Annotated in this window: 23 protein-coding genes; 15 read left to right on the top strand and 8 right to left on the bottom strand. The window is 69.6% G+C overall.

Features of this window, described 5'->3' with window-relative positions:
- Positions 1 to 7 precede the first annotated feature (7 nt).
- Both FHR32_RS35980 and FHR32_RS35975 read left to right on the top strand, forming a co-directional pair.
- Positions 8 to 553: an MOSC domain-containing protein gene (locus FHR32_RS35980; protein WP_184758958.1), complete on the top strand. Its 546-nt coding sequence runs from the start codon at positions 8 to 10 to the stop codon at positions 551 to 553.
- A gap of 42 nt (positions 554 to 595) precedes the next feature.
- Entirely contained in the window at positions 596 to 904 is a 309-nt protein-coding gene (locus FHR32_RS35975) for a helix-turn-helix domain-containing protein (RefSeq protein WP_184758957.1), read from the top strand.
- Here the strand turns inward: FHR32_RS35975 and FHR32_RS35970 are convergent.
- Complete coding sequence (locus tag FHR32_RS35970) at positions 847 to 1,158, bottom strand: hypothetical protein (RefSeq protein WP_184758956.1); 312 nt, start codon at positions 1,156 to 1,158, stop codon at positions 847 to 849. The genes FHR32_RS35975 and FHR32_RS35970 overlap by 58 nt on opposite strands.
- A gap of 376 nt (positions 1,159 to 1,534) precedes the next feature.
- Here FHR32_RS35970 and FHR32_RS35965 point away from each other — a divergent pair, with 376 nt between their 5' ends.
- The 5 genes from FHR32_RS35965 to FHR32_RS35945 all read left to right on the top strand — a co-directional run bounded on the left by FHR32_RS35965 (position 1,535) and on the right by FHR32_RS35945 (position 6,158).
- Positions 1,535 to 2,332 (top strand): GNAT family N-acetyltransferase, encoded by a 798-nt coding sequence (locus FHR32_RS35965; protein ID WP_184758955.1) that lies wholly within the window; start codon positions 1,535 to 1,537, stop codon positions 2,330 to 2,332.
- Between the two features lie 93 nt (positions 2,333 to 2,425).
- Positions 2,426 to 3,520, top strand: coding sequence for a winged helix DNA-binding domain-containing protein (locus FHR32_RS35960; RefSeq protein ID WP_184758954.1), 1,095 nt, complete (start codon positions 2,426 to 2,428; stop codon positions 3,518 to 3,520).
- 368 nt (positions 3,521 to 3,888) lie between these two features.
- Entirely contained in the window at positions 3,889 to 4,692 is an 804-nt protein-coding gene (gene erm, locus FHR32_RS35955; protein WP_376773442.1) for an ErmE/ErmH/ErmO/ErmR family 23S rRNA (adenine(2058)-N(6))-methyltransferase, read from the top strand.
- Between the two features lie 375 nt (positions 4,693 to 5,067).
- Positions 5,068 to 5,715, top strand: a complete 648-nt coding sequence (locus FHR32_RS35950) for a LysE family translocator (protein ID WP_184758952.1) — start codon at positions 5,068 to 5,070, stop codon at positions 5,713 to 5,715.
- Positions 5,716 to 5,927: 212 nt separating this feature from the next.
- Positions 5,928 to 6,158 carry a hypothetical protein gene (locus FHR32_RS35945; RefSeq protein WP_184758951.1) on the top strand — a complete coding sequence of 77 codons (231 nt, stop codon included), beginning with the start codon at positions 5,928 to 5,930 and terminating at the stop codon, positions 6,156 to 6,158.
- Between the two features lie 50 nt (positions 6,159 to 6,208).
- Here the strand turns inward: FHR32_RS35945 and FHR32_RS35940 are convergent, their stop codons facing one another.
- Positions 6,209 to 6,655 carry a hypothetical protein gene (locus FHR32_RS35940; RefSeq protein ID WP_184758950.1) on the bottom strand — a complete coding sequence of 149 codons (447 nt, stop codon included), beginning with the start codon at positions 6,653 to 6,655 and terminating at the stop codon, positions 6,209 to 6,211.
- Positions 6,652 to 6,879 (bottom strand): hypothetical protein, encoded by a 228-nt coding sequence (locus tag FHR32_RS35935; protein WP_184758949.1) that lies wholly within the window; start codon positions 6,877 to 6,879, stop codon positions 6,652 to 6,654. The genes FHR32_RS35940 and FHR32_RS35935 overlap by 4 nt, the downstream gene beginning before the upstream one ends.
- A gap of 202 nt (positions 6,880 to 7,081) precedes the next feature.
- Here FHR32_RS35935 and FHR32_RS35930 point away from each other — a divergent pair, with 202 nt between their 5' ends.
- A complete protein-coding gene (locus FHR32_RS35930; RefSeq protein ID WP_246468315.1) occupies positions 7,082 to 7,438 on the top strand; it encodes a PRC-barrel domain-containing protein in 357 nt (118 codons plus the stop codon).
- Between the two features lie 125 nt (positions 7,439 to 7,563).
- Here the strand turns inward: FHR32_RS35930 and FHR32_RS35925 are convergent, their stop codons facing one another.
- Positions 7,564 to 9,573: a HelD family protein gene (locus FHR32_RS35925; RefSeq protein ID WP_184758948.1), complete on the bottom strand. Its 2,010-nt coding sequence runs from the start codon at positions 9,571 to 9,573 to the stop codon at positions 7,564 to 7,566.
- Between the two features lie 65 nt (positions 9,574 to 9,638).
- Between FHR32_RS35925 and FHR32_RS35920 the strand changes: the two genes are divergently transcribed.
- The 6 genes from FHR32_RS35920 (at position 9,639) to FHR32_RS35895 (ending at position 14,830) form a co-directional block, all read left to right on the top strand.
- On the top strand, positions 9,639 to 10,322 hold the full coding sequence (locus FHR32_RS35920; RefSeq protein ID WP_312882854.1) for a TetR family transcriptional regulator: 684 nt from the start codon (positions 9,639 to 9,641) through the stop codon (positions 10,320 to 10,322).
- Positions 10,323 to 10,394: 72 nt separating this feature from the next.
- Complete coding sequence (locus tag FHR32_RS35915) at positions 10,395 to 10,736, top strand: RNA polymerase sigma factor (RefSeq protein ID WP_221466691.1); 342 nt, start codon at positions 10,395 to 10,397, stop codon at positions 10,734 to 10,736.
- A 220-nt stretch (positions 10,737 to 10,956) separates the two neighbouring features.
- Positions 10,957 to 11,490, top strand: a complete 534-nt coding sequence (locus FHR32_RS35910; RefSeq protein ID WP_184758947.1) for a hypothetical protein — start codon at positions 10,957 to 10,959, stop codon at positions 11,488 to 11,490.
- Between the two features lie 44 nt (positions 11,491 to 11,534).
- Positions 11,535 to 12,551 (top strand): hypothetical protein, encoded by a 1,017-nt coding sequence (locus FHR32_RS35905; protein ID WP_184758946.1) that lies wholly within the window; start codon positions 11,535 to 11,537, stop codon positions 12,549 to 12,551.
- Between the two features lie 22 nt (positions 12,552 to 12,573).
- Complete coding sequence (locus FHR32_RS35900; RefSeq protein WP_184758945.1) at positions 12,574 to 13,908, top strand: Dyp-type peroxidase; 1,335 nt, start codon at positions 12,574 to 12,576, stop codon at positions 13,906 to 13,908.
- A gap of 52 nt (positions 13,909 to 13,960) precedes the next feature.
- Positions 13,961 to 14,830: a bile acid:sodium symporter family protein gene (locus FHR32_RS35895; protein ID WP_184758944.1), complete on the top strand. Its 870-nt coding sequence runs from the start codon at positions 13,961 to 13,963 to the stop codon at positions 14,828 to 14,830.
- A gap of 432 nt (positions 14,831 to 15,262) precedes the next feature.
- On the opposite strand, the gene FHR32_RS35890 is transcribed toward FHR32_RS35895, so the two are convergent.
- From FHR32_RS35890 to FHR32_RS35875, 4 genes are all read right to left on the bottom strand, one after another.
- Positions 15,263 to 15,862 (bottom strand): TetR/AcrR family transcriptional regulator, encoded by a 600-nt coding sequence (locus FHR32_RS35890; protein WP_184758943.1) that lies wholly within the window; start codon positions 15,860 to 15,862, stop codon positions 15,263 to 15,265.
- Positions 15,832 to 17,346 (bottom strand): FAD-dependent monooxygenase, encoded by a 1,515-nt coding sequence (locus FHR32_RS35885; RefSeq protein ID WP_184758942.1) that lies wholly within the window; start codon positions 17,344 to 17,346, stop codon positions 15,832 to 15,834. The genes FHR32_RS35890 and FHR32_RS35885 overlap by 31 nt, the downstream gene beginning before the upstream one ends.
- Before the next feature lie 450 nt (positions 17,347 to 17,796).
- A complete protein-coding gene (locus FHR32_RS35880; protein ID WP_184758941.1) occupies positions 17,797 to 18,954 on the bottom strand; it encodes a cytochrome P450 family protein in 1,158 nt (385 codons plus the stop codon).
- 128 nt (positions 18,955 to 19,082) lie between these two features.
- A complete protein-coding gene (locus FHR32_RS35875) occupies positions 19,083 to 20,675 on the bottom strand; it encodes a DHA2 family efflux MFS transporter permease subunit (RefSeq protein WP_184758940.1) in 1,593 nt (530 codons plus the stop codon).
- 133 nt (positions 20,676 to 20,808) lie between these two features.
- On the opposite strand from FHR32_RS35875, the gene FHR32_RS35870 reads away from it, so the two are divergent.
- Positions 20,809 to 21,300, top strand: coding sequence for a MarR family winged helix-turn-helix transcriptional regulator (locus tag FHR32_RS35870; RefSeq protein WP_184758939.1), 492 nt, complete (start codon positions 20,809 to 20,811; stop codon positions 21,298 to 21,300).
- Positions 21,301 to 21,478: the final 178 nt, after the last annotated feature.

Raw genomic sequence — 21,478 nt, 5'->3', positions numbered from 1 at the left:
TCGCCTCATGACGGACGGACGAGTGACAGCGGTGAGCCGCAGTGCCACACACACCTTCAGCAAGGCCCCTGAGGTGGGTATCCGCCTGCTGGAAGGGCTCGGCGTCGAAGGCGACGCGCATCTCGGGGTGACGGTCAAGCACCGGTCCCGGGTGGCCCAGGACCCGACCCAGCCCAATCTCCGCCAGGTCCACCTGATCCACGCCGAGCTCCACGACGAGCTGGAGGCGGGGGGATTCCCGGTGGCCGCGGGCGAGCTGGGGGAGAACGTCACAACCCGGGGTGTCGATCTACTCGGTCTGCCGGTGGGGGCGCTGCTGCGGCTGGGGGACGAGGCGGTCGTCGAGATCACCGGGCTGCGCAACCCGTGCCTGCAGATCGATGCCTTCCAGCCGGGGCTGCTGAAGCGGGTGGTGGGCCGGGACGAGGCCGGCGAGGTGGTCCGCAGGGCGGGGGTGATGGGCGTGGTGGTGACCGGCGGCGAGGTGCGCCCCGGCGACGCGATCGAGGTGGAGCTGCCGCCTCCGCCGCACCGGCCGCTGGACCGGGTCTAGCGGTGTCGGCTCGGTGCGGGGACCCTGTGGCGGTCTGGGGGCATGTCTTCGAGTTCTGCCCTTGGTGAGTTCCTCCGTTCCCGGCGTGCCCGGATCAAGCCCGAGGAGATGGGGCTGGGTTCCGGGATGAGACGGCGGAGGGTGTCGGGGTTGCGCAGGGAGGAGTTGGCCCCGCTCGTCGGGGTCAGTGTCGGCTACTACACCCGGCTGGAGCAGGGGCAGAGCCCGAATGTCTCCGACCAGGTGCTGGAGGCGATCGCCCGGGTGCTCCGGTTGGACGACGAAGAGCGTGATCACCTGCACCGGTTGGCCCGGGCCGGGGCATCCGGGTTGGTGAGCGCCGCCGTGTGAGCGAGGGCGGCAGCCGCACCGGCCACCGCGAAGGCGGTCTGCAGGCCGTTCAGGGTGGCCAGGTTCTCGGTCGTGGTCGGGGCGAGCACCGCGGAGCGGGCGACCGCGATCGCGGTCAGTCCCGCGACGCCGATGGCGCCGACGAACGTGGGCATCTGCGCCAGGCTGCCCGCGACGCCCTGGTCGGCCTCGTCGAGCCCGGAGGTGATCGTGGTGATGGTGGCCACCACGGTCAGCACGTGCCCGAAGCCCATCGCCGCCGAGCAGGGCCGTGAGGCCTTCGCCCAGGAAGCCCAGTCCGGTCTGCAGCGGTGAGTAGCCCAGGACGTTCTGCATGTAGATGCCGAGCCGGCCACGCGTGCCGAGTCGCGTGGCGTTTTGAAGGGTTTCTGTCACGGGACAAGACTGCGGTGGTGCGTAGGACCCAGCCGGTGCTCTGCTGGGGGTACATCTGTCAGGTGCAGGCTCTCGCCGGCGCTCGGGGGAGCGAGTGTCCGGACTATTGTGGTCTGCGGGCGTATGGTCCGGTGTGAGGTGTGGGTTCGAGGATTCCCGGACCGTCCGTTCTCCGTCCGGCTGCTGTGTATTCGGGCAAGACCTCGCTTGGCGCGGTGTGATTAGGTAGGCGCAATGGAGATCTCATCGCGGGCTTCGGCCCATCTTCGTGCGTATGACGAGCAGCTGCGTGGCAGGCCGATGCCCGGCCGTACGGCCGAGAGGGTCGGGCCGGTGCTCCGGGTGGTGTCGGATGGGCTTGGGCAGGGTTTCCTGCTCTATCGGGATCTGGGTGGTCTGGACGGCGCGGAGCTGGACGCGTTCATCGCGGGTCAGCGTGACTTCTTCACGGAGATCGGCCGGCCGGTGGAGTGGAAGTACCACGGTGGCGACCTGCCGGTGGATCTGCCCGGGCGGCTGGTCGCGGCCGGGTTCGAGGCCGAGCAGCGGGAGACCGTCATGGTGGGTGAGGCGGCCGGGTTGGCTGCGGTCCCCGTGCTGCCGGAGGGGGTGCGGTTGCGCGAGGTGGCCGGCCGGGCCGATCTCGAGCGGATCCGGGAGTTGGAGGAGGCGGTCTGGGATGCCGACCGTAGCTGGCTGCCCGATCTGCTGGAGCGCGACATCGCCGGCCCGGGCGACCGGTGTGCGGTGGTGCTGGCCGAGGTCGGTGACCAGGTGGTGTGCGCGGCGTGGATGCGGTTCCACGGGGGCACGGACTTCGTCTCGCTGTGGGGCGGCTCGACGCTGAAGGAGTGGCGGGGGCGGGGTGTCTACCGGGCGATGGTGGCCTATCGGGCGGGGTTGGCGATGGAGCGGGGGTTCCGGTTGGTGCAGGTGGACGCCTCCGATGACAGTCGGCCGATTCTGGCCAGGCTGGGGTTGGAGGCGATCGTGACGACGACGCCCTATGTGTGGGTGCCTCCGACCATCTGACCGGTGGGGGTGGGTCCCACCCTCTTTGCGGAATGGACTATTCCATTCTGGTAGTGTGTGTTCTCCGGTGAAGGTTGCGGCGAGAGGACACGCATGCCCGAGGTGCTCAGCAGGCGCGCGCTCAACCGGGCGACTCTGGACCGGCAGCTGCTGCTGGCCCGGACGCGGCTGCCGGCGTTCGACGCGGTCCAGCGCCTGTACGGCATGCAGGCCCAGGCGCCGAACCCGCCCTACATCGGGCTGTGGAGCCGGCTGGACGGGTTCGGCCACGAGGACCTGTCACGCTTGCTGCAGGAGCGCAGCGTGGTGCGGCTGGCCCTGATGCGGTCCACCATCCACCTGGTCACGGCCGACGACTGCCTGGCTCTGCGGCCGTTGCTGCAGCCGATGTTGCGGCGGGCGCTGATGGGGGCGCACGGCAAGAGCCTGGGCGGGCTGGACCTGGACGAGCTCGCCGCCGCGGGCCGTGCCCTGGTGGAGGAGGGCCCGCTGACCTTCCGCGAGCTCGGAGAGCGCCTGCGGGAGCGGTGGCCGGAGCACGCCTCCGCCGACCTGGTCAACGGTGTGCGCAGCACGGTGGCGCTGGTGCAGGTCCCGCCGAGGGGGATCTGGGGTGTGGGCGGGCAGCCCGCCCACAGTAGCGCGGAGGTGTGGCTGGGGCGTCCCCTGGACGGGCGGGCCTCCGTCGAGGAGATGATCCGCCGCTATCTGGCCGCGTACGGTCCCGCGGCGGTGATGGACATCCAGCAGTGGTCGGGTATGACCCGGCTGGGGGAGGTCGTCCGGGGCATGGGGTTGCGGACCTTCGTGACGGAGGACGGCGCGGAGCTGGTGGATCTGCCCGAGGCGTCCCGGCCCGACCCGGACACTCCGGCTCCGGTGCGCTACCTGTCGGAGTTCGACAACATGCTGCTGTCGTTCAGTGATCGGACCCGGACGCGGATCATGGCGGATGAGTATCGCCGGAGGGTCTTCACGGTCAACGGCATCATCCGGGCGACGGTGCTGGTGGACGGGTCCGTGCGAGGCATGTGGAAGGTGGCCGCCAAGCGGGGCGAGGCGGTGCTGGAGGTGGAGCTGTTCCAGCCGGTGACGGCGGCGGAGCGGGGGGCACTGGAGCAGGAGGGGATGCGCATGCTGGATTTCGTCGCCGCGTCCGCGACGGCGAGGGATGTCCGTTTCGTCTGACCGCGCCGCCGTGAGGGCACGGGGCCTCGTACGGGGGTCCGGCCAGGCGGTGGTAGCGGCGGCGCCCCTGTGACGCTCTGTGTCCGGCGGGGTGGGCCGTACGGAGGGAAAAGAAGTTGCGTGCGTGTCGAGACGGCCCGTACCGTCTACGGCATGTGCATGTGTTCCGCCCCCTTCATGGTGGGCCTCATGGTGGAGCGTCCCCGCAGCAGCCGGCCTCTGGCCCGCTAGGGACGCTCGCTTTTTCTCCGCGCGTCCCTGATGCGCGTGCCCAGGGCCTCCGAGACCTGTTCACCTCGGACCCGAAAGGGCGACAAGCTGTGGCGCAGTTCTTCGCGCACGGAAATTATTCACACACCCAGAAGCGGGTGGGGAGCGGCGGCGGCCGTACCCCTCGTGATCGGGCCAGGCGTGTCCTCTCGCAGAACTTCATGGTCGATCCGGATGCGGTCAACCGGGTGGTCGAGGCCGCCGGGCCGCACGGGCTGGTCCTGGAGCCCGGCGGGGGAGAGGGCGTGCTCACCCTCGCCCTGGCCGGAACATGCAAGGAGGTCATCACTTACGAGATCGACCCGCGGCTGGCGGGCAGGCTCGCCTCCCGCACCCGCGGGGAGGGCCGGATCACGGTGGTCAGGGGAGATTTCCTCGGAGCGCGTGTTCCCCGTGAGCCGTTCGCGGTCGTCGGGAACGTCCCCTACGCGATCACATCGAAGATCGTCTCCTGGTGTCTGGGTGCGCCCTCGCTGACCTCGGCGACGCTGGTCACCCAGCTGGAGTACGCGCGTAAACGCACCGGTGACTTCGGTCGCTGGAGCCTGCTGACCGTGCTGACCTGGCCGGAGTACTCCTGGGAGCTGCTGGGGCGCGTCGGCAGGGAGAGCTTCCGCCCGGTTCCGGCGGTCGACTCGGCGATTGTGGGCATCGGGCGGCGACCTGTGGCGTTGCTGGCCGAAGAGTCGCTGGCCGACTATCGCGCGTTCGTCGAGTACGGCTTCGCCGGGCTGGGCGGCTCGCTGGACGCCTCGTTGAGGATGCGGTACCCGGCCCGCGAGGTGGGAGCCGCGTTCGAGGCGGCGCAGGTGCGGCCGGGCACGGTGATGGCGTCGGTCCATCCCGGGCAGTGGCTGGCCCTGTTCGACCGCCTGCATCCCGCGGAGCGGCCCGGCCGATGAGATGAGGGGGCCCGTGCCCGGTCCGTGACGACCGGGCACGGGCCCCTTGGTCTCGGCCGGCCTCAGCGCACGTAGATGTTGGGCTGCGGGTTTGGAGGCGTCCTCGTCGACCTTGAAGACCTCAAGACCGGCCCTGGAGGGGGTCGAGGTCGCCCACGTTGGCGGCGTAGGTGTAGGCGACGCCGTCAGGTGTGGTGCCGTCCGCCGATGGCTGGAGGCGAACGGCGAACGGCGACCTGGCGTCGGGCGCGTGGCGCCGTCGTCTCCGCCTTCTCGCGCCGGTCGGAGGAGATCCCTCCGCCGCATCTGAGAATTCAGTGCCAATTTGCGAGATTGGCCGTTCCAACGCCGGTGCGGGCGCAAGAGGATGCGTCCATGGTCTCTGTCAGTGCCGTCGTCGGCATCGCCGTTATCGCCCTGGGAATGGTCCTCACCCCGGGGCCCAACATGATCTATCTGATCTCCCGCTCGGTGACGCAGGGGCGCCGGGCCGGCCTGGTCTCGCTTGCGGGCGTCGGGGCGGGGTTCCTGGTGTATCTGAGCGCGACGGCGGCCGGCATCGCGACGATCTTCGCGGTGGTGCCCGCCGCCTACACCGCGATCAAGCTCGCCGGTGCGGCCTACCTGCTGTGGCTTGCCTGGAAGACGGTACGGCCGGGCGCGCGGACCGCTTTCGCGACCAGCGTGCTGCCGGTGGACCCGCCGCGCCGGCTTTTCTCCATGGGGCTGGTCACCAGCCTCCTCAACCCCAAGATCGCCATCCTGTACGTGTCGCTGCTTCCCCAGTTCGTCGATCCGGCGCGGGGTGATGTCGCCGCGCAGGGCCTCATCCTCGGGCTGACCCAGATCGTCATCGCCCTGACGGTCAACGGGATGATCGTGCTGTCGGCCGGAGCGATCGCGGCGTTCCTGGGCCGGCGGCCGTTCTGGGCGCGGGTGCAGCGCTACCTGATGGGTGCGGCGCTGGCCGGATTCGCGCTGCGCATCGCCGCCGACCGCTCCCGTGCGGTGGCACTCCCGTAGGAGGCGGCGCGGGACCAGCGAGGGCGCTGCGCTGCGTACCGCCGGCCTGGTTGCCGCGGTCGAACAGATCGCGCAGCAGCTCGGGGATTTTACCGAAATGGTGGATTACCGGTCATCGAAAGCGATCAAGGCATGGCTGTGACTCCTTTGCGACCGGCGGAGGAGCGGCCTCCCGTCATGCCGCTCCCGCACTCCCGCGAGGAGCCGGGGCCGTGAACGGCTACATCGACCTGGGTGCCCTGTCCATGTTCGTGGCAACCGGCCTCGTCTGCGGTGTCGGGCTGGTCGCAGTGTACGCGGCCGGTCTCCTGGGGCTGTCGATCGCGACCGCGGACACCTCGTCAGGTGTTCGCAGGCTGCTCGGGTCGCTCCTCGCCGGGGTGGCTTTCCTGACCGTCGTCGTGGGGGTCGGCGTCGGTCTCTACGTGACGCTCGGCAGATGAGTCCGGGGCCGGGGGCCGCGGACGTGCCGCGGGGCACCCACGGCGGCGTTTCACGGCAGGATCTCCAATCGGACGCCCGATATTTCGTCATACAGGTGCGGCGTCGAGGTGACGATCCGCCAGCCTCCGCGGGCTTCGGCCAGAACCACCGCGTGGGCGGCGGCGAGGACCGCCACGAGCTCTGACTGTGTCGAGACGCCCCGCGCGTGCCGCTCCAGACCGGCCGCCATCTTCCGGCTGAGCTGGGCCGTGCCCGGGACGTCGGCCGCGGGCAGCCCCCCGATCGTCACCACGGGCACCGCGAGCAGCGCGTCGGCCTGCCGGGGACGGAGGCCGGTCATGCACTGCGCGGCCACCGCCGGCAGCAGAAGGGTGGTGTTGCGCAGGACCGACTGGCGGACGATTTCGCGGCCGTAGTCGCTCTTGGCGTCGAGCACGTGGTAGATCGCGTCGAGATCGAGGACGTGGCCGGTCAGCCCTTCCGGCTCGGACCTCACACAACGTCCAGGGAGGAGTCGAAGAGCCGGTTGGCGCGTTCGCGGTCGGCGTCGGTGATGCCGTCCTGCCAGCCCGGGCCCCACAGCCGCTCCAGCGCCTCCATGCCCTCCCTGATCCGGCGCTGCTCGCGAAGGGCTCCGGCGATGTAGCCCGAGGCGTTGCCGGACTCCTGGGCCTCATCGGCGAGATCGTCCGGCAGGGAGATCGTGATCCGCTTGGTCATACTGATGAGGGTAATTGCGTCATACCCTCACCGTCCACGGGGAGATAACGGGCAAAGTGACCGGCTGGAGGCGGCGCGGTGGCCGGATGGGCGTTCCAGGACCGGCGCGGGCCGGGGAGGGGATCTTCAAGGGGCGTTTACCGCGGCGGGCGTGGGTAATCACCTGGTTACCGAGACGCTCACCAGCGAAAAGAGCTGCACGATGATGAGTGAGAACCTGTGGAACTACCGTTGCGGCGTCACCGAGACCGGCCAGGGTCTGAGCGTGATCGGGTTTGACGTGGAGGCCACCGACGGCAAGATCGGCTTGGTGGAGGAGGAGAGCAACGTGGTCGGCGAGAGCTACGTCGTCGTCGACACCGGGTTTTGGATCTTCGGCAAGAGGGTGGTTCTGCCGGCCGGGACCGTCACCCGGATCGATCCCCGGGAGCGCAAGGTTTACATCGCGCGCACCAAGGAGGAGATCAAGGACGCTCCGGAGTTCGACGAGACGGGTTACCGGGGGCCCGGATACCGCCAGAGCCTCGGCGGTTACTACAGCCGCTCCACTCTGAACTGAGCGGGGTGCTGAGAAAGGGGGGCCGTCCCGACGAGGGAACGACCCCCTTCCTCCTGAGTGCTCCCGTTCTGGCCTGGAGGTCCGGGCCCCGCATCACGTCGTAGCCGGTCATCGACGCGACCGGCTCACGCATCGGCCAGATGCGGAGGGAGCGGGCGGTGGTGCAGGACGTCGAGCCGCGACACGGCGCGGGTGAGCGCCACGTACAGCCGGTTGAGGCCCCGCTCCTCGGCTCCGGCGATGTCGGCCGGCTCGGCCACCACCACATGGTCGTACTCCAGTCCCTTGGCCATCGTCGCGGGCACGACGCTCACCCGTGCGCCGCTCGTCTCACCGGCCTCGGCGATCGTGATGCCCTCGTTCCACAGCGCCGCCGCGAACGTCTCGACGGCGGCGTCGGCGGCGATGACCGCGATCGAGCCCTCATGGCACAGGGCTTCGCGTACCGCGGCGACGGCGGCACGTGGCAGGTCCGGCACCTCCTGGACGCGTAGCCGGCCGTCGGTCCGGAAGGAACGGGTGGCGGGCACGTCCACCTCGAGGGCTCCGAGCAGGCGGTTGGCGAGCGCGACCACGGCCGCGGGCACGCGGAAACCGGTCGCCAGCGTGATCACCCGCGCCTCCGGCTTGCCCAGTTGCGTGAGCCGGTCGCGCCAGTCGCGGGCGGCCCAGGGCGTCGTGCCCTGGGCCAGGTCGCCCAGCACGGTGATCGAGCCGTACTCGCTCCTCCGGGCTACCGCCCGGCACTGCATCGCCGACAGGTCCTGCGCCTCGTCGACGATCACATGGCCATAGCCTCGCGGGCGTTCCAGCAGCCCCGCGACCTCGTCGAGGAGCACGGTGTCGGCCGGCGACCAGACGGCGCTCTTGAACGTCCGCGGCGGCCTGACCCACGCGATCACCCCCTGCTCCCGCGCTGTCAGGACCCCGTCCGCGGCCCGTGCCAGCGCCTCGGCGTCGCCGAGCAGTCCGGCGACGACCTCGTGTGGTCGTACGGCGGGCCACACCGCGTCCAGGAAAGAGGTGAGGGCCCTGCCCATCGTGCGTGTCCAGGCGGCGTTGACGATCCTGCCGCGGGCCTCGGCCTGCCGCTGCAGCAGGGCGACGGCGCGGGAGCGCACCCGTTCGCGGCCGACCGCGTAGGGCGGTGCCTCGCGCAGGGTGTCGTCGACGACGCGGCGCAGGTCTTCGGCCGCCACGCGCCAGCGGAAGGAGTGGTCGGGGACGGTGACCGGCTCGGTGGGTCTGCGTACCCGCCCGTACAGGGCCCGGCGTAGCACCTCCGCCATGCGGGCGTCGTGCTTGACGGCCGCCGCGTCGTCGCTGTCGGCCCCCCGGACCGGGCCGCGGGCCAGCAGCTGGTCTATCGTCGTCTGCTCGACGTCGCCCTCGCCCAGGGCCGGCAGCACCGACGAGATGTAGCCGAGGAAGGCGCGGTTGGGGCCCAGGACCAGAACGCCCCCGCGTTCGAGCCGTTGCCGGTGGGCGTACAGCAGATAGGCGGCCCGGTGCAGGCCCACCGCGGTCTTGCCCGTACCGGGGGCTCCCTGGACGCAGATCGACTCCTGGAGTCCGGCGCGGACCAGGTCGTCCTGCTCGGGCTGGATGGTGGCGACGATGTCACGCATCGGGCCGACGCGGGGGCGCTCGATCTCGGCGGCCACGATCCGGCTGGCGGTCCCCAGGTTCTCCCCGGACTCCAGGCGTTCGTCTTCGAAACCGGTCAGCGTGTTCGCCGCCCAGCCGAAACGGCGCCGCACGGCGATGCCCTGCGGGTCGTGAGCGCCGGCCTGGTAGAACGCCTTGGAGACGGGGGCGCGCCAGTCGATGACCATCGGCTGCTGCCCGGTGTCGCCGCTGATGTGGCGCCGGCCGATGTAGTAGCGCTGTGCGCGGTGGTCACCGGCGGCGGCGCTGTCGCCGAAGTCGAGTCGGCCGAAGAACGGCGGGCCGTCGGGTTCCTCTTCCAGCTGCTTGGCGAGGCTTTTGAGATGGCGTCCGAGCCGTTCGGCGCTGTATCGGTCGCCTGCCACCTGCTCGCCGACGACGACATTGTGGCGGGCGCCGTCGAGCATCCTGCGCAACGCCGTCTCGCAGCGTGCGAGGTAGGCCTTCTCGTCGTTCAGCACGGTCATCCCATACCACCAAACTTAACTCGGTTAAGATTTTAACCAGGTTAACACGTAGGTAGGATGAGGATGTGACGGGACTTCGGGACATCAAGAAGCAGCGGATCCATGAGGCGATCTCCATGGCGGCGATCACGCTGTTCCTGCGGCGTGGCTTCGGCGAGGTGTCGGTCGCCGAGGTCGCGGCGGCCGCGGAGGTCTCCAAGCCGACCCTGTTCAAATACTTCGCCACCAAGGAGGACCTCGTCCTTCACCGGATCGTCGATCACCAGGGGGAGGCCGCTCGTGTCGTCCGGCAACGGCGACCGGGGGAGGAGCCGCTGGCCGCGCTGGAGCGCCACTTCCTGAGCGGACTACAGCGGCGCGACCCCGTCACCGGCCTCAACGACAACGGAGAGGTCCTCGCCTACCACCGCATGGTCTTCGGCACCCCCAGCCTGGCGGCCCGGCTGTTTCACTACATGGCCGCCGATGAGGAGGCGTTGGCCGAGGCGCTCGCCGAGGACGGCGACGACCTCACCGCCCGTCTCGTCGCCGGCCAGGTGCTGGCCGTGCAGCGCGTGCTGGCCCGCCGGAACTGGCGCAGGCTCGCCGGAGGGGAGACGGCCGAACAGGTCCACCCCGAGGCCGTCCGTGCCGCGAAACACGCGTTCGCGCTGTTGCGCGGCGGAGCCGAGGCCGCGCACGGGCCGGACGTCCGCCCCGACACGGCGCAGGCACGGTCACTCGTGGACGAGACCGGGAGGCGGAGGTGACAGCTGGCCGCCATCGCCGCGGTCCACGCCGAGGCGGCACATGCGAAGGAGACCGACTGGCCTCAGATCCTCGTGCTCTACGACCTGCTCGCCCGCATCTCACCCGGTCCCGTGGTCACGCTCAACCATGCGGTGGCGGTGGCGGTGGCGGTGGCGATGGTGAAGGGGCCGAAAGCCGGGCTCGAGCTGCTGGAGACACTTGACGCAGACGACCGGATGACCGGACACCACCGCCTGGACGCGGTCCGTGCGCATCTCCTGGAGATGGCCGGCGACCACGACGCCGCCCGGTCCGGCTACCGGACGGCCGCACGTCGCACCAGCAGCCTTCCCGAGCAGCGCTATCTGCGGGCGCGGGCGGCCCGCCAGGACGCCCGTGGATCGCTGGTCGGTGGTTCGTTGACATGGGGTTGATGTCGCGGTAAGCCGGTGGATAGGGGTGGTCGATCCTGTTCGGGGGTGGTCGTGATGGCGACCGCGCGGTGGCCGCGGCCATGACGGCCGGCGGCGATCGCCGGGACGTAAAAGACGATCACCTAAAATACCGACAAATGCTGTGATACCGATGTGGTGATCCGGTCGTATTCGTCCCATAGTGTGAGGTTCTTCCTTGCCAGATGACGGAGGAACCGGAATGGAAATCAGGCCACAGGCAGTTGTCATCCCCAAGGAGACCGACCAGCTCGAGCAGGGGAAATACGGCCCTGTCTTTCCGAGGACCCCGGCGTGTTACGGGTTCACCATCATCGCGAAAGTAAAGCCCGGCCGGGCCGAGGCGATACGCGACTACGGTCACACACTCGCCAAGGCGTTGGAAGGCGACCCGTATCTTCTCGCGCCACTCAAGCTGCACTATCTACGCTGGGTGCTCTTCGACGACGACACCCGTTTCATGTACCAGGCCATCTTCGACACCGACTTCGACAAGTACACCGAAGACGCCATCGCGCTGTTCAGCAAAGCAGGCGTGAGCACGGCTTTCGAGAATCTCGAGGGATTCCCCGAAGACTGGAAAACCAATCCCGAGGCGTTCGTCCTGTTCGTCCGCGAGCACCACTGCCCGAGCTTCATCGAGTACGGAGAATATCCGTACTTCACCGCCGACGAAATCAAAAAGGCTCTGCGGATAAAGAGCGCCCTGTCGGAGATGCTCGACCAGCTGCAGTGATCTTCGGTCCAGCCGCCCACGTATCCCTGTAGATCGGAGATGGAATGAACGAGTCCAGGACCGCGCGCACGTACAACCAGAACCACGTGCCGCGCGAGTACACCCCTGGCCGGCGACGGGTGAGCATCTACGTCGCATGGAGCTATCCGGCCGAGGCCGGCAGGAACCCGGCGGAGCTCGACAACCGGTTCTCCACGATGACAGAGGTCCGGCGCGTCGCCTGGCCCGCCTACGAGGATCCGAAGTGGTCCGACCCGATGCGCTTCCAGCAGGGCATCGCGGGGACGCTGGAGTTGTTCTTCTGGGCCTGGGTGCCGTTCCAGCAGTTCGTCGCGGAGACCACGGGACACACCGTGCCCGTGTACCAACGCGTCGATCAAGCCGGTTTCCGCACTCCGCTCGACGAGCGGGTGCTGGCGGACACCGACACCTTGTTCGTGTTCGGACTGGACCACATGATCACCGGGCAGGACGCCGCTCCCGAGGAGATCGAGGCGCTGCGGCAGTTCCTCAGCCGGGAGGGAACCTGCCTGGTCCTGGGGCCGCATCACGACGTCGGGGCGGCGGACGACCTGGAGGTGCGAAACGTCGAGTACCACCATCACGGCGACCTCCTGGTTCCCCGCCAGCAACGGTTCGGCAGGTACACCCGGTCGTTGATGGAAGGGCTCGGAGTGCCTGTCGAGAACCGCTACGGGCTGCGTCCCGCGGTGCGGGAGCCGAACAGGATCGCCCCCCTGTCGATCGCCAGAGACCTGGACACCAAGGGATGGCTGGAAGGGGTGACCACCTTCAACTTCCACTTGCACCTGCCGCACTACGCGGTGACGACCGACGAGCCGGATGTCATCCACGTGCTGGGCAGGCAGCCGATCGACATGTCCAGGCCGCATCCGTTCGCCGAGGCCGGGAACACCGAGTTCAACATGTTCCTGTGGATGCCCCCGAGCGGTGAGCGGGCCGGCGACGTGCTCATGGCGGACTCCACGATCTTCAGCTCGTTGTTCGGCGGCGACGAGAGCCTGCGCAACTTCTGGAGAAACATCGTCTCGGTGAAGTAGTGCCGCAAGAAGGGAGGTATCCGTGACCGAGCGAACGCACGTCACACTCGAACTCGACGACATCCAGCGCGGGGTTCTCAGCCCTCGGCCGACCCCGTACGCGGCGACGTACATCCTCTTCCGCATCGACGACCGCGCGCACGGGCGGGAGCTGATGCGGCGCGCGAGCGCGGTGGTGACCTCGGCCGCCGACTCGATGAGTCCCCTTGGCGAGACCTGGGTGAGCGTCGCGGTCAGCTATCAGGGCCTGAAAGCCCTGGGTGTGCCGCGGGAATCGCTGGACACCTTCGCCTGGGAGTTCCGGCAGGGGATGGCCGCACGGGCGAAGGCGCTGGGCGACACCGGCGAGAGCGCTCCCGAGAACTGGGAACCCCCGCTGGGTACGCCTGATGTCCACGTGGTGCTCACCGCGCTCGCACCTGACCGCGCACAGCTGGAGAAGGCCATCGATCATGCCCGCCCGGCGTATCACCGGCTCCCCGGCGTGACCGCGATCTGGCGGCAGGACTGCTATGTGCCGCCCGATGAGGCCGAACCTTTCGGCTACCGCGACGGCATCAGCCACCCGGCCGTCGAGGGCAGCGGCATCGCCGGGTCGAACCGGCTGGAGGTTCCACTCAAGGCCGGCGAGTTCGTGCTCGGCTACCGCGACGAGCTGGGCGGCGTCCAGACCCCGCAGCCCGGGGCGCTCGGCCGCAACGGCACCTACGTGGCCTTCCGTAAACTCCACCAGCGGGTCGCCATGTTCCGGCGGTACCTGAAGGACAGCTCCACCGACCCCGAGGACGAGGAGCTGCTGGCAGCGAAGATCATGGGACGCTGGCGCAGCGGCGCGCCACTGGCGCTCAGCCCGCTGCACGACGACCCCGAGCTCGGCGCCGATCGGATCCGCAACAACAGCTTCCTCTACGAGCAGGGCGATCCGGCGGGATTCACGACTCCTGGCGGCTGCCACATCCGCCGGGCCAATCCCCGTGACGCGTCGGTGGCGGGAGCGCCGAGACTGCACCGAATGATCAGACGCGGCACCGCGTACGGCCCGCCGCTGCCCAAGGGAGTCCTGGAAGACGACGGGGCCGACCGCGGACTGATGTTCACGTTCGTCGGAGCGCACCTCGGACGGCAGTTCGAGTTCGTCCAGTCCCAATGGATGAACGACGGCGTCTTCTTCGGCGCCGGCGACGCGAGAGACCCCGTGGTCGGATCGAACGACGGCACCGGCGATTTCACGATCCCCCGGCGACCGGTACGGCGGCGCCTGCCGTCGCTGCCGCGGTTCGTCGTCACACGCGGCGGCGAGTACTGCTTCATGCCCGGGCTGAGCGCCCTGCGCTGGCTCGGCGAACTCGAAGACTGACGCGCGGCGGGCGGACGTCGCCCGGACACGGTCTCCCTCGGGGGGTGGTCTCATGGATACGCTGCATCTGCTGTTCAACGCGATCGCCGTGATCTTCATCGCGACCACCATGTTCACCGCCGGTCTCGGAGCCACGCTGCCGGAGTTGCGTGCCGTCCTGGCGGACCCGCCGCTGCTCCTGCTGGCGCTGGCGGCCAACCTGGTGGCCGTCCCGCTGCTCGGCTGGGGCGTCGCCGCGCTGTTCGGCCTGCCCACGGCGCCTTTCATAGCGCTGGTCCTGGTCGCGTCGTCGCCGGGTGGACCGTTAGGGGCGAAACTGGGCATGGTGCAGAAGGGAGACGTGGTCGCGGGCGCGGCGATGCAGGTGCTGCTCGCCGCCGTCGGCAGCATCACCTTCGGCCCGGCGGCCAACGGCATCCTCACCGCGGCCAAGGGTGGCGGGGCCATCTCCCTCGACGTGGCCGCACTGGTGCGGACCGTGGCCATCCTGCAGCTCGTACCGTTCGCCGTCGGACTGGCCCTGCGCCACTACGCGCCGCCCACCGCGCGATCGTGGCACCCCGTCGCCGCCAAGGTCTCGAACGTGACGTTCCTGATCATGTTGGCGGGCATGCTCCTGGGCACCTGGCACGACGTCGTCGCGCTGCTCGGCTCACGCACCCTGCTCGCGGGGTTCGTCCTGGCCATCGCCGCGTTCGCCACCGGCACGGTGCTGGCCACCGGATCGCCGACGCGCCGCACCACCATGGGAAGCGTCGCGGCGGTGCGCAACGCGGGGCCCGCGCTGGCCGCCGTCGGCATCTCCTTCGGCAACGAGCCGGCCGTCCTGGGAGCGCTCGCCGCGGTACTGCTCAGCGGCCTGGCGGCGGCCATACCGATCGCCGCGGTGCTCAGCCGCAGACGGAGCGGTGGCCCCGCTTGAACGCAGCCCGGCAGCGCGGGCGGCGCGGCCTCGGGGGTGGACCTGCAACGGAACCGTTTCGTACGGTAAGCGCCTTCCCGCAGGTCGGGGTGGGTGCTGATCGAGGGCGCTCGGGGCCGTTGGCGTACGTTCCGGTTCCGATGCAGCCCGGCCTTGATCTTGATCTTGCTCTAGATGGTGGAGTGCCTGGTGGGGTGGCGCTCGGTGACGGTGATCTTTGTGTCCGGAAGTCCCTCGATAACGGACAAGATCAAGGGGTGCTCGTAAGAATTGCGAACAGAGGGCCAAACCGGCTCTGGCGATGGCGCCGAACTGCTGCCCGTTTCCGGGGTCTACCGCGCCCGACGACGTCCTCGTCGAGATCGTCGTCGAGACTGACCTCCCTTGTGGAACCTCGGCAGCGGTGTCTCGGCGAAGGCCCAACCTAGGAGGTCAAGGCTGGTATCCGATGTGGTGCAGCAGGATGCGTAGCCGGCGCTCGATCTGTGCTGCGGTCACGTCCTCCGGATGCTGGAGAAGGACAGATCCGATCGAGCTGGCCAGGATGTCCTGGATGACGCTCGGATCGGTGTCCGGCGGGAAGCGCCTGGCGTCGATGGCCTGCTGCGCGATCTCCGCCAGGGCGTCCAACCGTGGCCGGAGGTAGCGCTCGGTGTAGGCGCTCACCAGTTTCGGGTAGTCCACCGAGGCGCCGATGACCCGCGCCATCAGCGCACGGAAGCGGGGCCGGCTGAGCAACTCGGCGACGAACGCGACCAGCTCGTCGATCGACTGTCCGGCCGGAGGCGCGTCCATGTCGGGGGCGCGAGCGTGTTCCAGCGCGGCCATCAGCAGATCCTCTTTGGCTCGCCAGCGCCGGTAGACGGTCAGCTTCGCCACGCCGGCGCGTTGGGCGACCGCTTCGATGCTGGTGCCCGCCGCGCCGCGTTCGATCAGCAGGTCCAACGCCGCGTCCAGGATGGCGGCGTCGTTTTCCGGGTCGCGTGGGCGGCCGTGGCGTTCTACGCCGGCCGCAGCACCTGGGTTAGCCATGCCGTCAGTTTGTCGGGTGCCGGACGGTCACGCCAACCGATGTGCCCGTCAGGGCGGATCAGCACCACGTCGCGCGAGTCCGGCTCCACCGGCGTGAGCGCGATGACCAGGTCGGCGCCCAGTTGTGCGGCGGCGGCCTCGGCGTGGCGGGCGGCGGTGCGCGGGTCGGCGGCGAGCACCACCCAGCTCCCGGAGATCGCGGCGTGGAGCGTGGTCTCGCCGCCGTCGAGACGTCGGCAGGCGAGGTCGGGCATCCGGTCGCCTGGATGCAGGCCGGGCATCCACCGGTGTGAGGTGGGGGCCAGCGGTCCGCCGCGGTAGTTGATGCCGAGTTGGGAGGCGGCCAGCCACAGCCGGCGCTGTATGGCGGGCAGGCGGACGACCGGCAGGACGACCTTGTCGCGGACCAGGCGTTTCCACGGGGTGTGGGGCAGCATGATGCCCACGGCGGTGCTGGTGGCGCGCAAGACGTTGCGGGCCAGCGGGCGTCGTTCGCCTTCGTAGGTGTCGAGCAGTCGCTGGTCGGCGCGGCCGCGAGCGACCAGGACCAGCTTCCAGGCCAGGTTTTCCGCATCGCCCAGTCCGGTGTTCTGTCCCTGTCCGCCGGTGGGGCTCTGAATGTGTGCCGCGTCGCCCGCCAGCAGGATCCGGCCGCGGCGATAGGCGTCGGCGAGTCGGCGGTGGATCCGGAACTCCGAGGCCCAGCGGATGTCGGTGACCGTGTCGAGGCTGACGCCGCTGCGGCGGGAGAACTCGCTCAGCACCCTGTCGGTGATCTCGCTGTCGGACAGTTGGTCCGGCAGGTCTGGCGGTGGTTCGGTGAACACCCGCCAGGTGTCGTCCGGTAGCGCGGTGACCGACAGCATATGACCGGCGTCCATCCAGGTCGTGCTGCCGTTCTTGTCGAACGGCCACCGGGCCCGCACGTCGACCATCAGCAGGCGTTCGAGGAGTTTGCGGCCGGGAAAGCCGATTCCGGCGAGCTTGCGTACCGTGCTGTGCGCGCCGTCGCAGCCGATCAGCCAGTGGGTCTCGAGGTGGTGTTCGGCGCTGTCGGCTGTCTGGACGGTGGCGGTGACGCTCGTGCCGTCCTGTTGGGCAGCAATCAGCCGGGTGCCCCACTCCACGGTGCCGCCGAGCTCGGCTAACCGCTGCCGCAGCGCGCCCTCGACTTCGGCTTGCGAGATTAGCAGTGCCTGTTTCGGCTGGTCCGCGACGGCCTGGCCGACGTGGAGGCGCAGCACGGTGCGTGGTCCTTCGTTATAGGACATGTCGAGGAAGGACTGGGAGCGTTGCGGCAGGTCGCCGAGCGCGCCGATCCGTTCCAGCACCTCGACGCCGCGTGGTTGCAGGCCGAGGGCCCGGGAGGTGGTGGCGGGGGCGGCGGCGTCGTCGATGACGCGGACGGGGACGTCGTGCAGGGCCAGGTGAATGGCCAGGGCCAGCCCGGTGGGGCCGGCGCCCGCGATAAGTACAGCGTCCATCACTTAGTAAACGATACCGTACCGATTACTAAGTGATGGCAGAGGCGAGTGTGACCGCAGTCACCGACCCTCTGTGCTGGAGGATTTGAGGCACGTCACAGGGTTTGGCCGCTGCCCCCGGCGGTCGTCAGCGCCAGCCGGGCACCATGCTTGGCGTTCCCCAGACTGGCCTTGGGCTGGTGAGCGTCCGTTAATGGGCGGTGATCAGCAACCGAAACGCCAGGTCGCGGTTGTGACACAGCCACTCACCAGTACCGGCCGTTCTCCACTTCACCGTCGAGGACGTCCGGGCCTCCGTCGACACCATGGTCATCAACTACCGCAACGAGCGGGGCCAGACCGTCGCGGAGGTGCTGACCTTCCGTGAGGGACTGATCTACCGGGGCTTCGGCGCCTACGGACCCGCGATCTGATCCGTCCCGGGCCGGAGGCGACGGATGTCGCGGGGTGTCAGCCCCGCAGCGCGACCGGGAGGGCGGTCAATCGGCTTCCTTGTATGCCGCCGATGTCGATCTGTCGCAGCTCGGCGGACGGCACCGTAAGGCGCGCGTCGGGGAAGTCGGTCCGCAGGACCTCCACGATCGCGCCCAGCTCGAGTTGGGCGAGCTGAGCGCCGGTGCAGTAGTGCGGGCCGGCGCCGAAGGCGAGGTCCGGCCCGATCGACCGGCCCGGGGCGGTGTTGATGCCCTGGATGTCGACGAGCACGGGAGAGCGGGCGGGTAGCCGCACCCCGGCGAGCTCGATGTCGGCGGAGGTGAACCGCCAGAGGGTGAAGGGTGCCGGCGAGTGCAGGCGCAGCATCTCCCGGACGGACTCGTCGACCGTGGTCCCCTCCGCTACGGCGCGGTCGACGTCGAGAACGTGCGCGAGCAGGAATCCCAGCGCCGGGTCGGTGGTGAGCTGTCCGGCGTAGATCAGTGTGAAGAGCAGGTAGTGCAGCTGCGTCTCGGTGATCTCGTCGGGGACTTGATCGCGCAGCTCGACGGCGAGGCCGTCCTGGCCGTCGCCGAGCGCGGCGGCGGCCAGTTCCGCGAAGGCGGCCATGGCCGCCTCCACGTCCTCGGGGCGGTTGCTGTGCATCCCCCGGCAGGCCGCGACGGCCTGGTCGACTCTGTCGAGCGGTACGCCGAGCACGTCGCAGACGACGGTGAGGGGGAAGCGCGTGGTGAAGTCCGCCATCAGGTCGACCGTTCCGTCGGTGGCGGCGAGCCCGGTGAGCAGCCCCCGGGCGATCACCGTGATCCGCTCGGAGTAGTCCTGCATCCGCCGGGCGGTGAACAGCGGGGCGTGCGCACGACGCAGCCGCTCATGCGCCACGCCGTCGAGGGTGGTGAGCGACGGCTGCGCGGCGGCGGTGGGTTCGAGACCTGCGATCCGAGGGTCCCAGCCCGCCGGCGCGTACGCGGGGTCCTTCACGATACGAGGGTGTGTGAGGACCTCCCGGGCCAGCGCGTAGTCGGTGATGATCCACACCGGGCCGCCCGCCGGGGCGTCGGCGCAGACGATCGGGCCCAGAGCGCGCAGGGCGGCGTGGGCGGGATGGGGCGCGCCGACGCCGCGGACGGTGACGGCGAACGGGTCGATCCCGGCGTGAGGTGCGTTCAACATCGGGGCTCCTTGAAAACCATTTGGATTCTGGTGGAGTGGAAGGCGCCGACCACGGTCGGCCCGGATGGTTCCGACGGTGGTCCGGTGGCTTTCCGGTGCTCGGGCCGCAGGTCCCTGAAGGAAGGCGGTCAGGGTCGTGCCGGCTCCGCCGAGGAAGGGGCGGCGGCGGGGATGGAGACGGTGGCGATGAGTCCGAGCAGGAGGAGCCCCGCGGCGAGGTAGCCGGCGAAAGTGATCCCTTCGGTCATCGCCACCCGGGCCGCGTCGGCGACCACGGCGGTCTGCGGATCGGCGGCGAGGGACGTGATCACCGCTCCGGCGCTGTCGGTGACGGTGTCGGTGAATCGGCCGGACTGGGTGGTCGGCATGCCGGTGGCGGCGAGGATCTGGCTGAGCTTGGTGTCGAGGACGCTGAAGAAGAGCGTGGTGAGTACCGCGATGCCCAGAGCGGAGCCCAGCTGGCGTGCGGCGCTCTGGATGCCGGAGGCCTGGCCGGCGCTGCGGCCGGGAACGTCGGCGAGAACGACATTGGTGACCTGGGCGGTGGCGAATCCGACACCGGCGCCGTAGAGGAGCAGGGCCAGCGCGATCGGCCACCAGGAGCCGTCCGTGGTCGCGATCAGTGCCAGCCCTGCCAGACCGGTGATCTCCAGGACCAGCCCGAGGCGGACCAGCCCGAGGGGGGTGAGCTTGGCGGCCATCCCGAAACTGGCCCCGCTGGCGAGAAAGCTGCCCGCGGCCAGGGGGACAAGGGCGAGGCCGGCCTGGAGCGCGCTGTATTCGAGGGTGAACTGCAGCCACAGCGGGAGCACGGCCACGATGCCGAACTCTCCGAGCCCGATGATCAAAGTCGCGATGTTGCCGTTGCGGAAGGATGCGACCGAAAACAGGCGGACGTCGATCAGCGGCGCGCCGGTGTCGCCCCGGCTGAGGGTCGCCTGCCGGCGGATGAACGCGATCAACGCCACCGCGGCCACCAGTAGGGCGACCAGGACAGGGGACGGCCCACCGTCCCAGGACAGACCGGCGATGTTCATCGGCTGGGTGGAGACAAGCCACCCGTAGGTGCGGCCTTCGATCAGGGCGAAGGCGAGCAGGCCGAACCCGAACACGGACAGCACCGCCCCGGCGACGTCGATACGTGCGCCGGTGCGGGGCGAGGGCGCGAGGAACGCCGTCACGACGGCGAGGATCAGCACGCCGAGGGGGATGTTGATACCGAACGCCCAGCGCCAGGAGACCTCCGCGAGGGCGCCGCCCAGCAATGGACCGATAGCCGCCGCAGCGCCGATGGTCGAGCCCCAGACGGCGAACGCCTGGCCTCGCTCCCTGCCGGTGAAGGTGGCGTTCACCAGGGCCAGGGAGGTCGGCAAGATCATCGCCGCGCCCACCCCCTGCAGCAGGCGCGCCAGGATGAGCACGTCGCCGCTGGGCGCGAGCCCGGCCAGCACACTGGTCGCGCCGAAGACGGCGACGCCCGCGAGGAAGACCCGGCGGGCGCCGAAGAGGTCCGCGAAGCGGCCGGTCAGCAAGAGCAGCGCCGCGATGACGATGGCGTAGGACTCCTGGATCCACTGCGCCTGGGCAGAGGTGATGCCCAGGTCCGTGATGAGCGAGGGGACGATCACGTTGACGATCGTGGTGTCCGCCACGAGCAGTGCCACACCCAGGGAGACGGCGATCAGGCCGAGCCATCGGCGGGCGGGTGAGGGGGCATTCATGACCAGATACCTCCATGATGGAATAGTTCCATGGTGACGCAATTCCACGGTGACGGTAAACTGATGGCGGTAGGTTGTCAAAACGAGCCACTGGCGCGGATCACCGCTACGAGAGGGAAGGCGAACGACCTCGATGGAGGAACCGAAGCTCGGCAACGCCGTCGCACAGCATCACCGGCTCATGGAAGGGCTCAGGGTCTACGGCGCGAACTACACCGAGTTCACCCGGCGCTTCGCCGCCTGGCTGGGCGTGCACTCCACCGACGCCGCCGCTCTCATGGAAGTCTTCTACGCCGAGGACAGGGGCACCCCGCTGTCCCCGGCGCGCCTCAGCGAGCGCATCTCGCTGTCCTCCAGCGCCACCACCGCGCTGCTGAACCGCCTCGAACAGGCCGGGCACATCGTCCGCACCCGCGAACACGCTGACCGGCGGATCGTCACCCTGCGCAGCAGCCCGCGCATCCAGGAACCCGCCAGGGAGTTCTTCGGCCCCCTCTCCGACCGCATGGGCGCCGCGATGTCGCAATATCCGCCCGAACTGCTCCAGCAGTTCGAGTCCTTCCTCGACCACCTGTGCACCGCCATGAACGCCCAGCCCGTGCAACAGAACCAGACGCCTGACTAGAAGTGCTTGGTTAGGTGGGGGCGGGCTGGGCGTGTCTGGGTAACGCACGGCGGCAGGTGGGGCGGATTCCGGCCCAGCAGGCCAGAAGCAGCTGCAACTCGGCGATGACCCGGTAGGCGCTCAAGCCGCAGCCGGCGCTGATATGAAACTGGCCCCGGCTGGGCAGGCGGCAGCGGAC

This window comes from Streptosporangium album (genome assembly GCF_014203795.1).
Lineage (GTDB): Bacteria > Actinomycetota > Actinomycetes > Streptosporangiales > Streptosporangiaceae > Streptosporangium > Streptosporangium album.
This window is presented reverse-complemented; position numbering and strand designations above follow the sequence as displayed.

What these genes read in the sequence shown, in the direction of transcription:
- FHR32_RS35980 (WP_184758958.1), top strand. Translation starts at nt 8, where the DNA reads ATGACGGACGGACGAGTGACAGCGGTGAGCCGCAGTGCCACACACACC.
- FHR32_RS35975 (WP_184758957.1), top strand. Translation starts at nt 596, where the DNA reads ATGTCTTCGAGTTCTGCCCTTGGTGAGTTCCTCCGTTCCCGGCGTGCC.
- FHR32_RS35970 (WP_184758956.1), bottom strand. Translation starts at nt 1,158, where the DNA reads ATGGGCTTCGGGCACGTGCTGACCGTGGTGGCCACCATCACCACGATC.
- FHR32_RS35965 (WP_184758955.1), top strand. Translation starts at nt 1,535, where the DNA reads ATGGAGATCTCATCGCGGGCTTCGGCCCATCTTCGTGCGTATGACGAG.
- FHR32_RS35960 (WP_184758954.1), top strand. Translation starts at nt 2,426, where the DNA reads ATGCCCGAGGTGCTCAGCAGGCGCGCGCTCAACCGGGCGACTCTGGAC.
- FHR32_RS35950 (WP_184758952.1), top strand. Translation starts at nt 5,068, where the DNA reads ATGGTCTCTGTCAGTGCCGTCGTCGGCATCGCCGTTATCGCCCTGGGA.
- FHR32_RS35935 (WP_184758949.1), bottom strand. Translation starts at nt 6,879, where the DNA reads ATGACCAAGCGGATCACGATCTCCCTGCCGGACGATCTCGCCGATGAG.
- FHR32_RS35930 (WP_246468315.1), top strand. Translation starts at nt 7,082, where the DNA reads ATGATGAGTGAGAACCTGTGGAACTACCGTTGCGGCGTCACCGAGACC.
- FHR32_RS35925 (WP_184758948.1), bottom strand. Translation starts at nt 9,573, where the DNA reads ATGACCGTGCTGAACGACGAGAAGGCCTACCTCGCACGCTGCGAGACG.
- FHR32_RS35910 (WP_184758947.1), top strand. Translation starts at nt 10,957, where the DNA reads ATGGAAATCAGGCCACAGGCAGTTGTCATCCCCAAGGAGACCGACCAG.
- FHR32_RS35905 (WP_184758946.1), top strand. Translation starts at nt 11,535, where the DNA reads ATGAACGAGTCCAGGACCGCGCGCACGTACAACCAGAACCACGTGCCG.
- FHR32_RS35895 (WP_184758944.1), top strand. Translation starts at nt 13,961, where the DNA reads ATGGATACGCTGCATCTGCTGTTCAACGCGATCGCCGTGATCTTCATC.
- FHR32_RS35890 (WP_184758943.1), bottom strand. Translation starts at nt 15,862, where the DNA reads ATGGCTAACCCAGGTGCTGCGGCCGGCGTAGAACGCCACGGCCGCCCA.
- FHR32_RS35885 (WP_184758942.1), bottom strand. Translation starts at nt 17,346, where the DNA reads ATGGACGCTGTACTTATCGCGGGCGCCGGCCCCACCGGGCTGGCCCTG.
- FHR32_RS35880 (WP_184758941.1), bottom strand. Translation starts at nt 18,954, where the DNA reads ATGTTGAACGCACCTCACGCCGGGATCGACCCGTTCGCCGTCACCGTC.
- FHR32_RS35875 (WP_184758940.1), bottom strand. Translation starts at nt 20,675, where the DNA reads ATGAATGCCCCCTCACCCGCCCGCCGATGGCTCGGCCTGATCGCCGTC.
- FHR32_RS35870 (WP_184758939.1), top strand. Translation starts at nt 20,809, where the DNA reads ATGGAGGAACCGAAGCTCGGCAACGCCGTCGCACAGCATCACCGGCTC.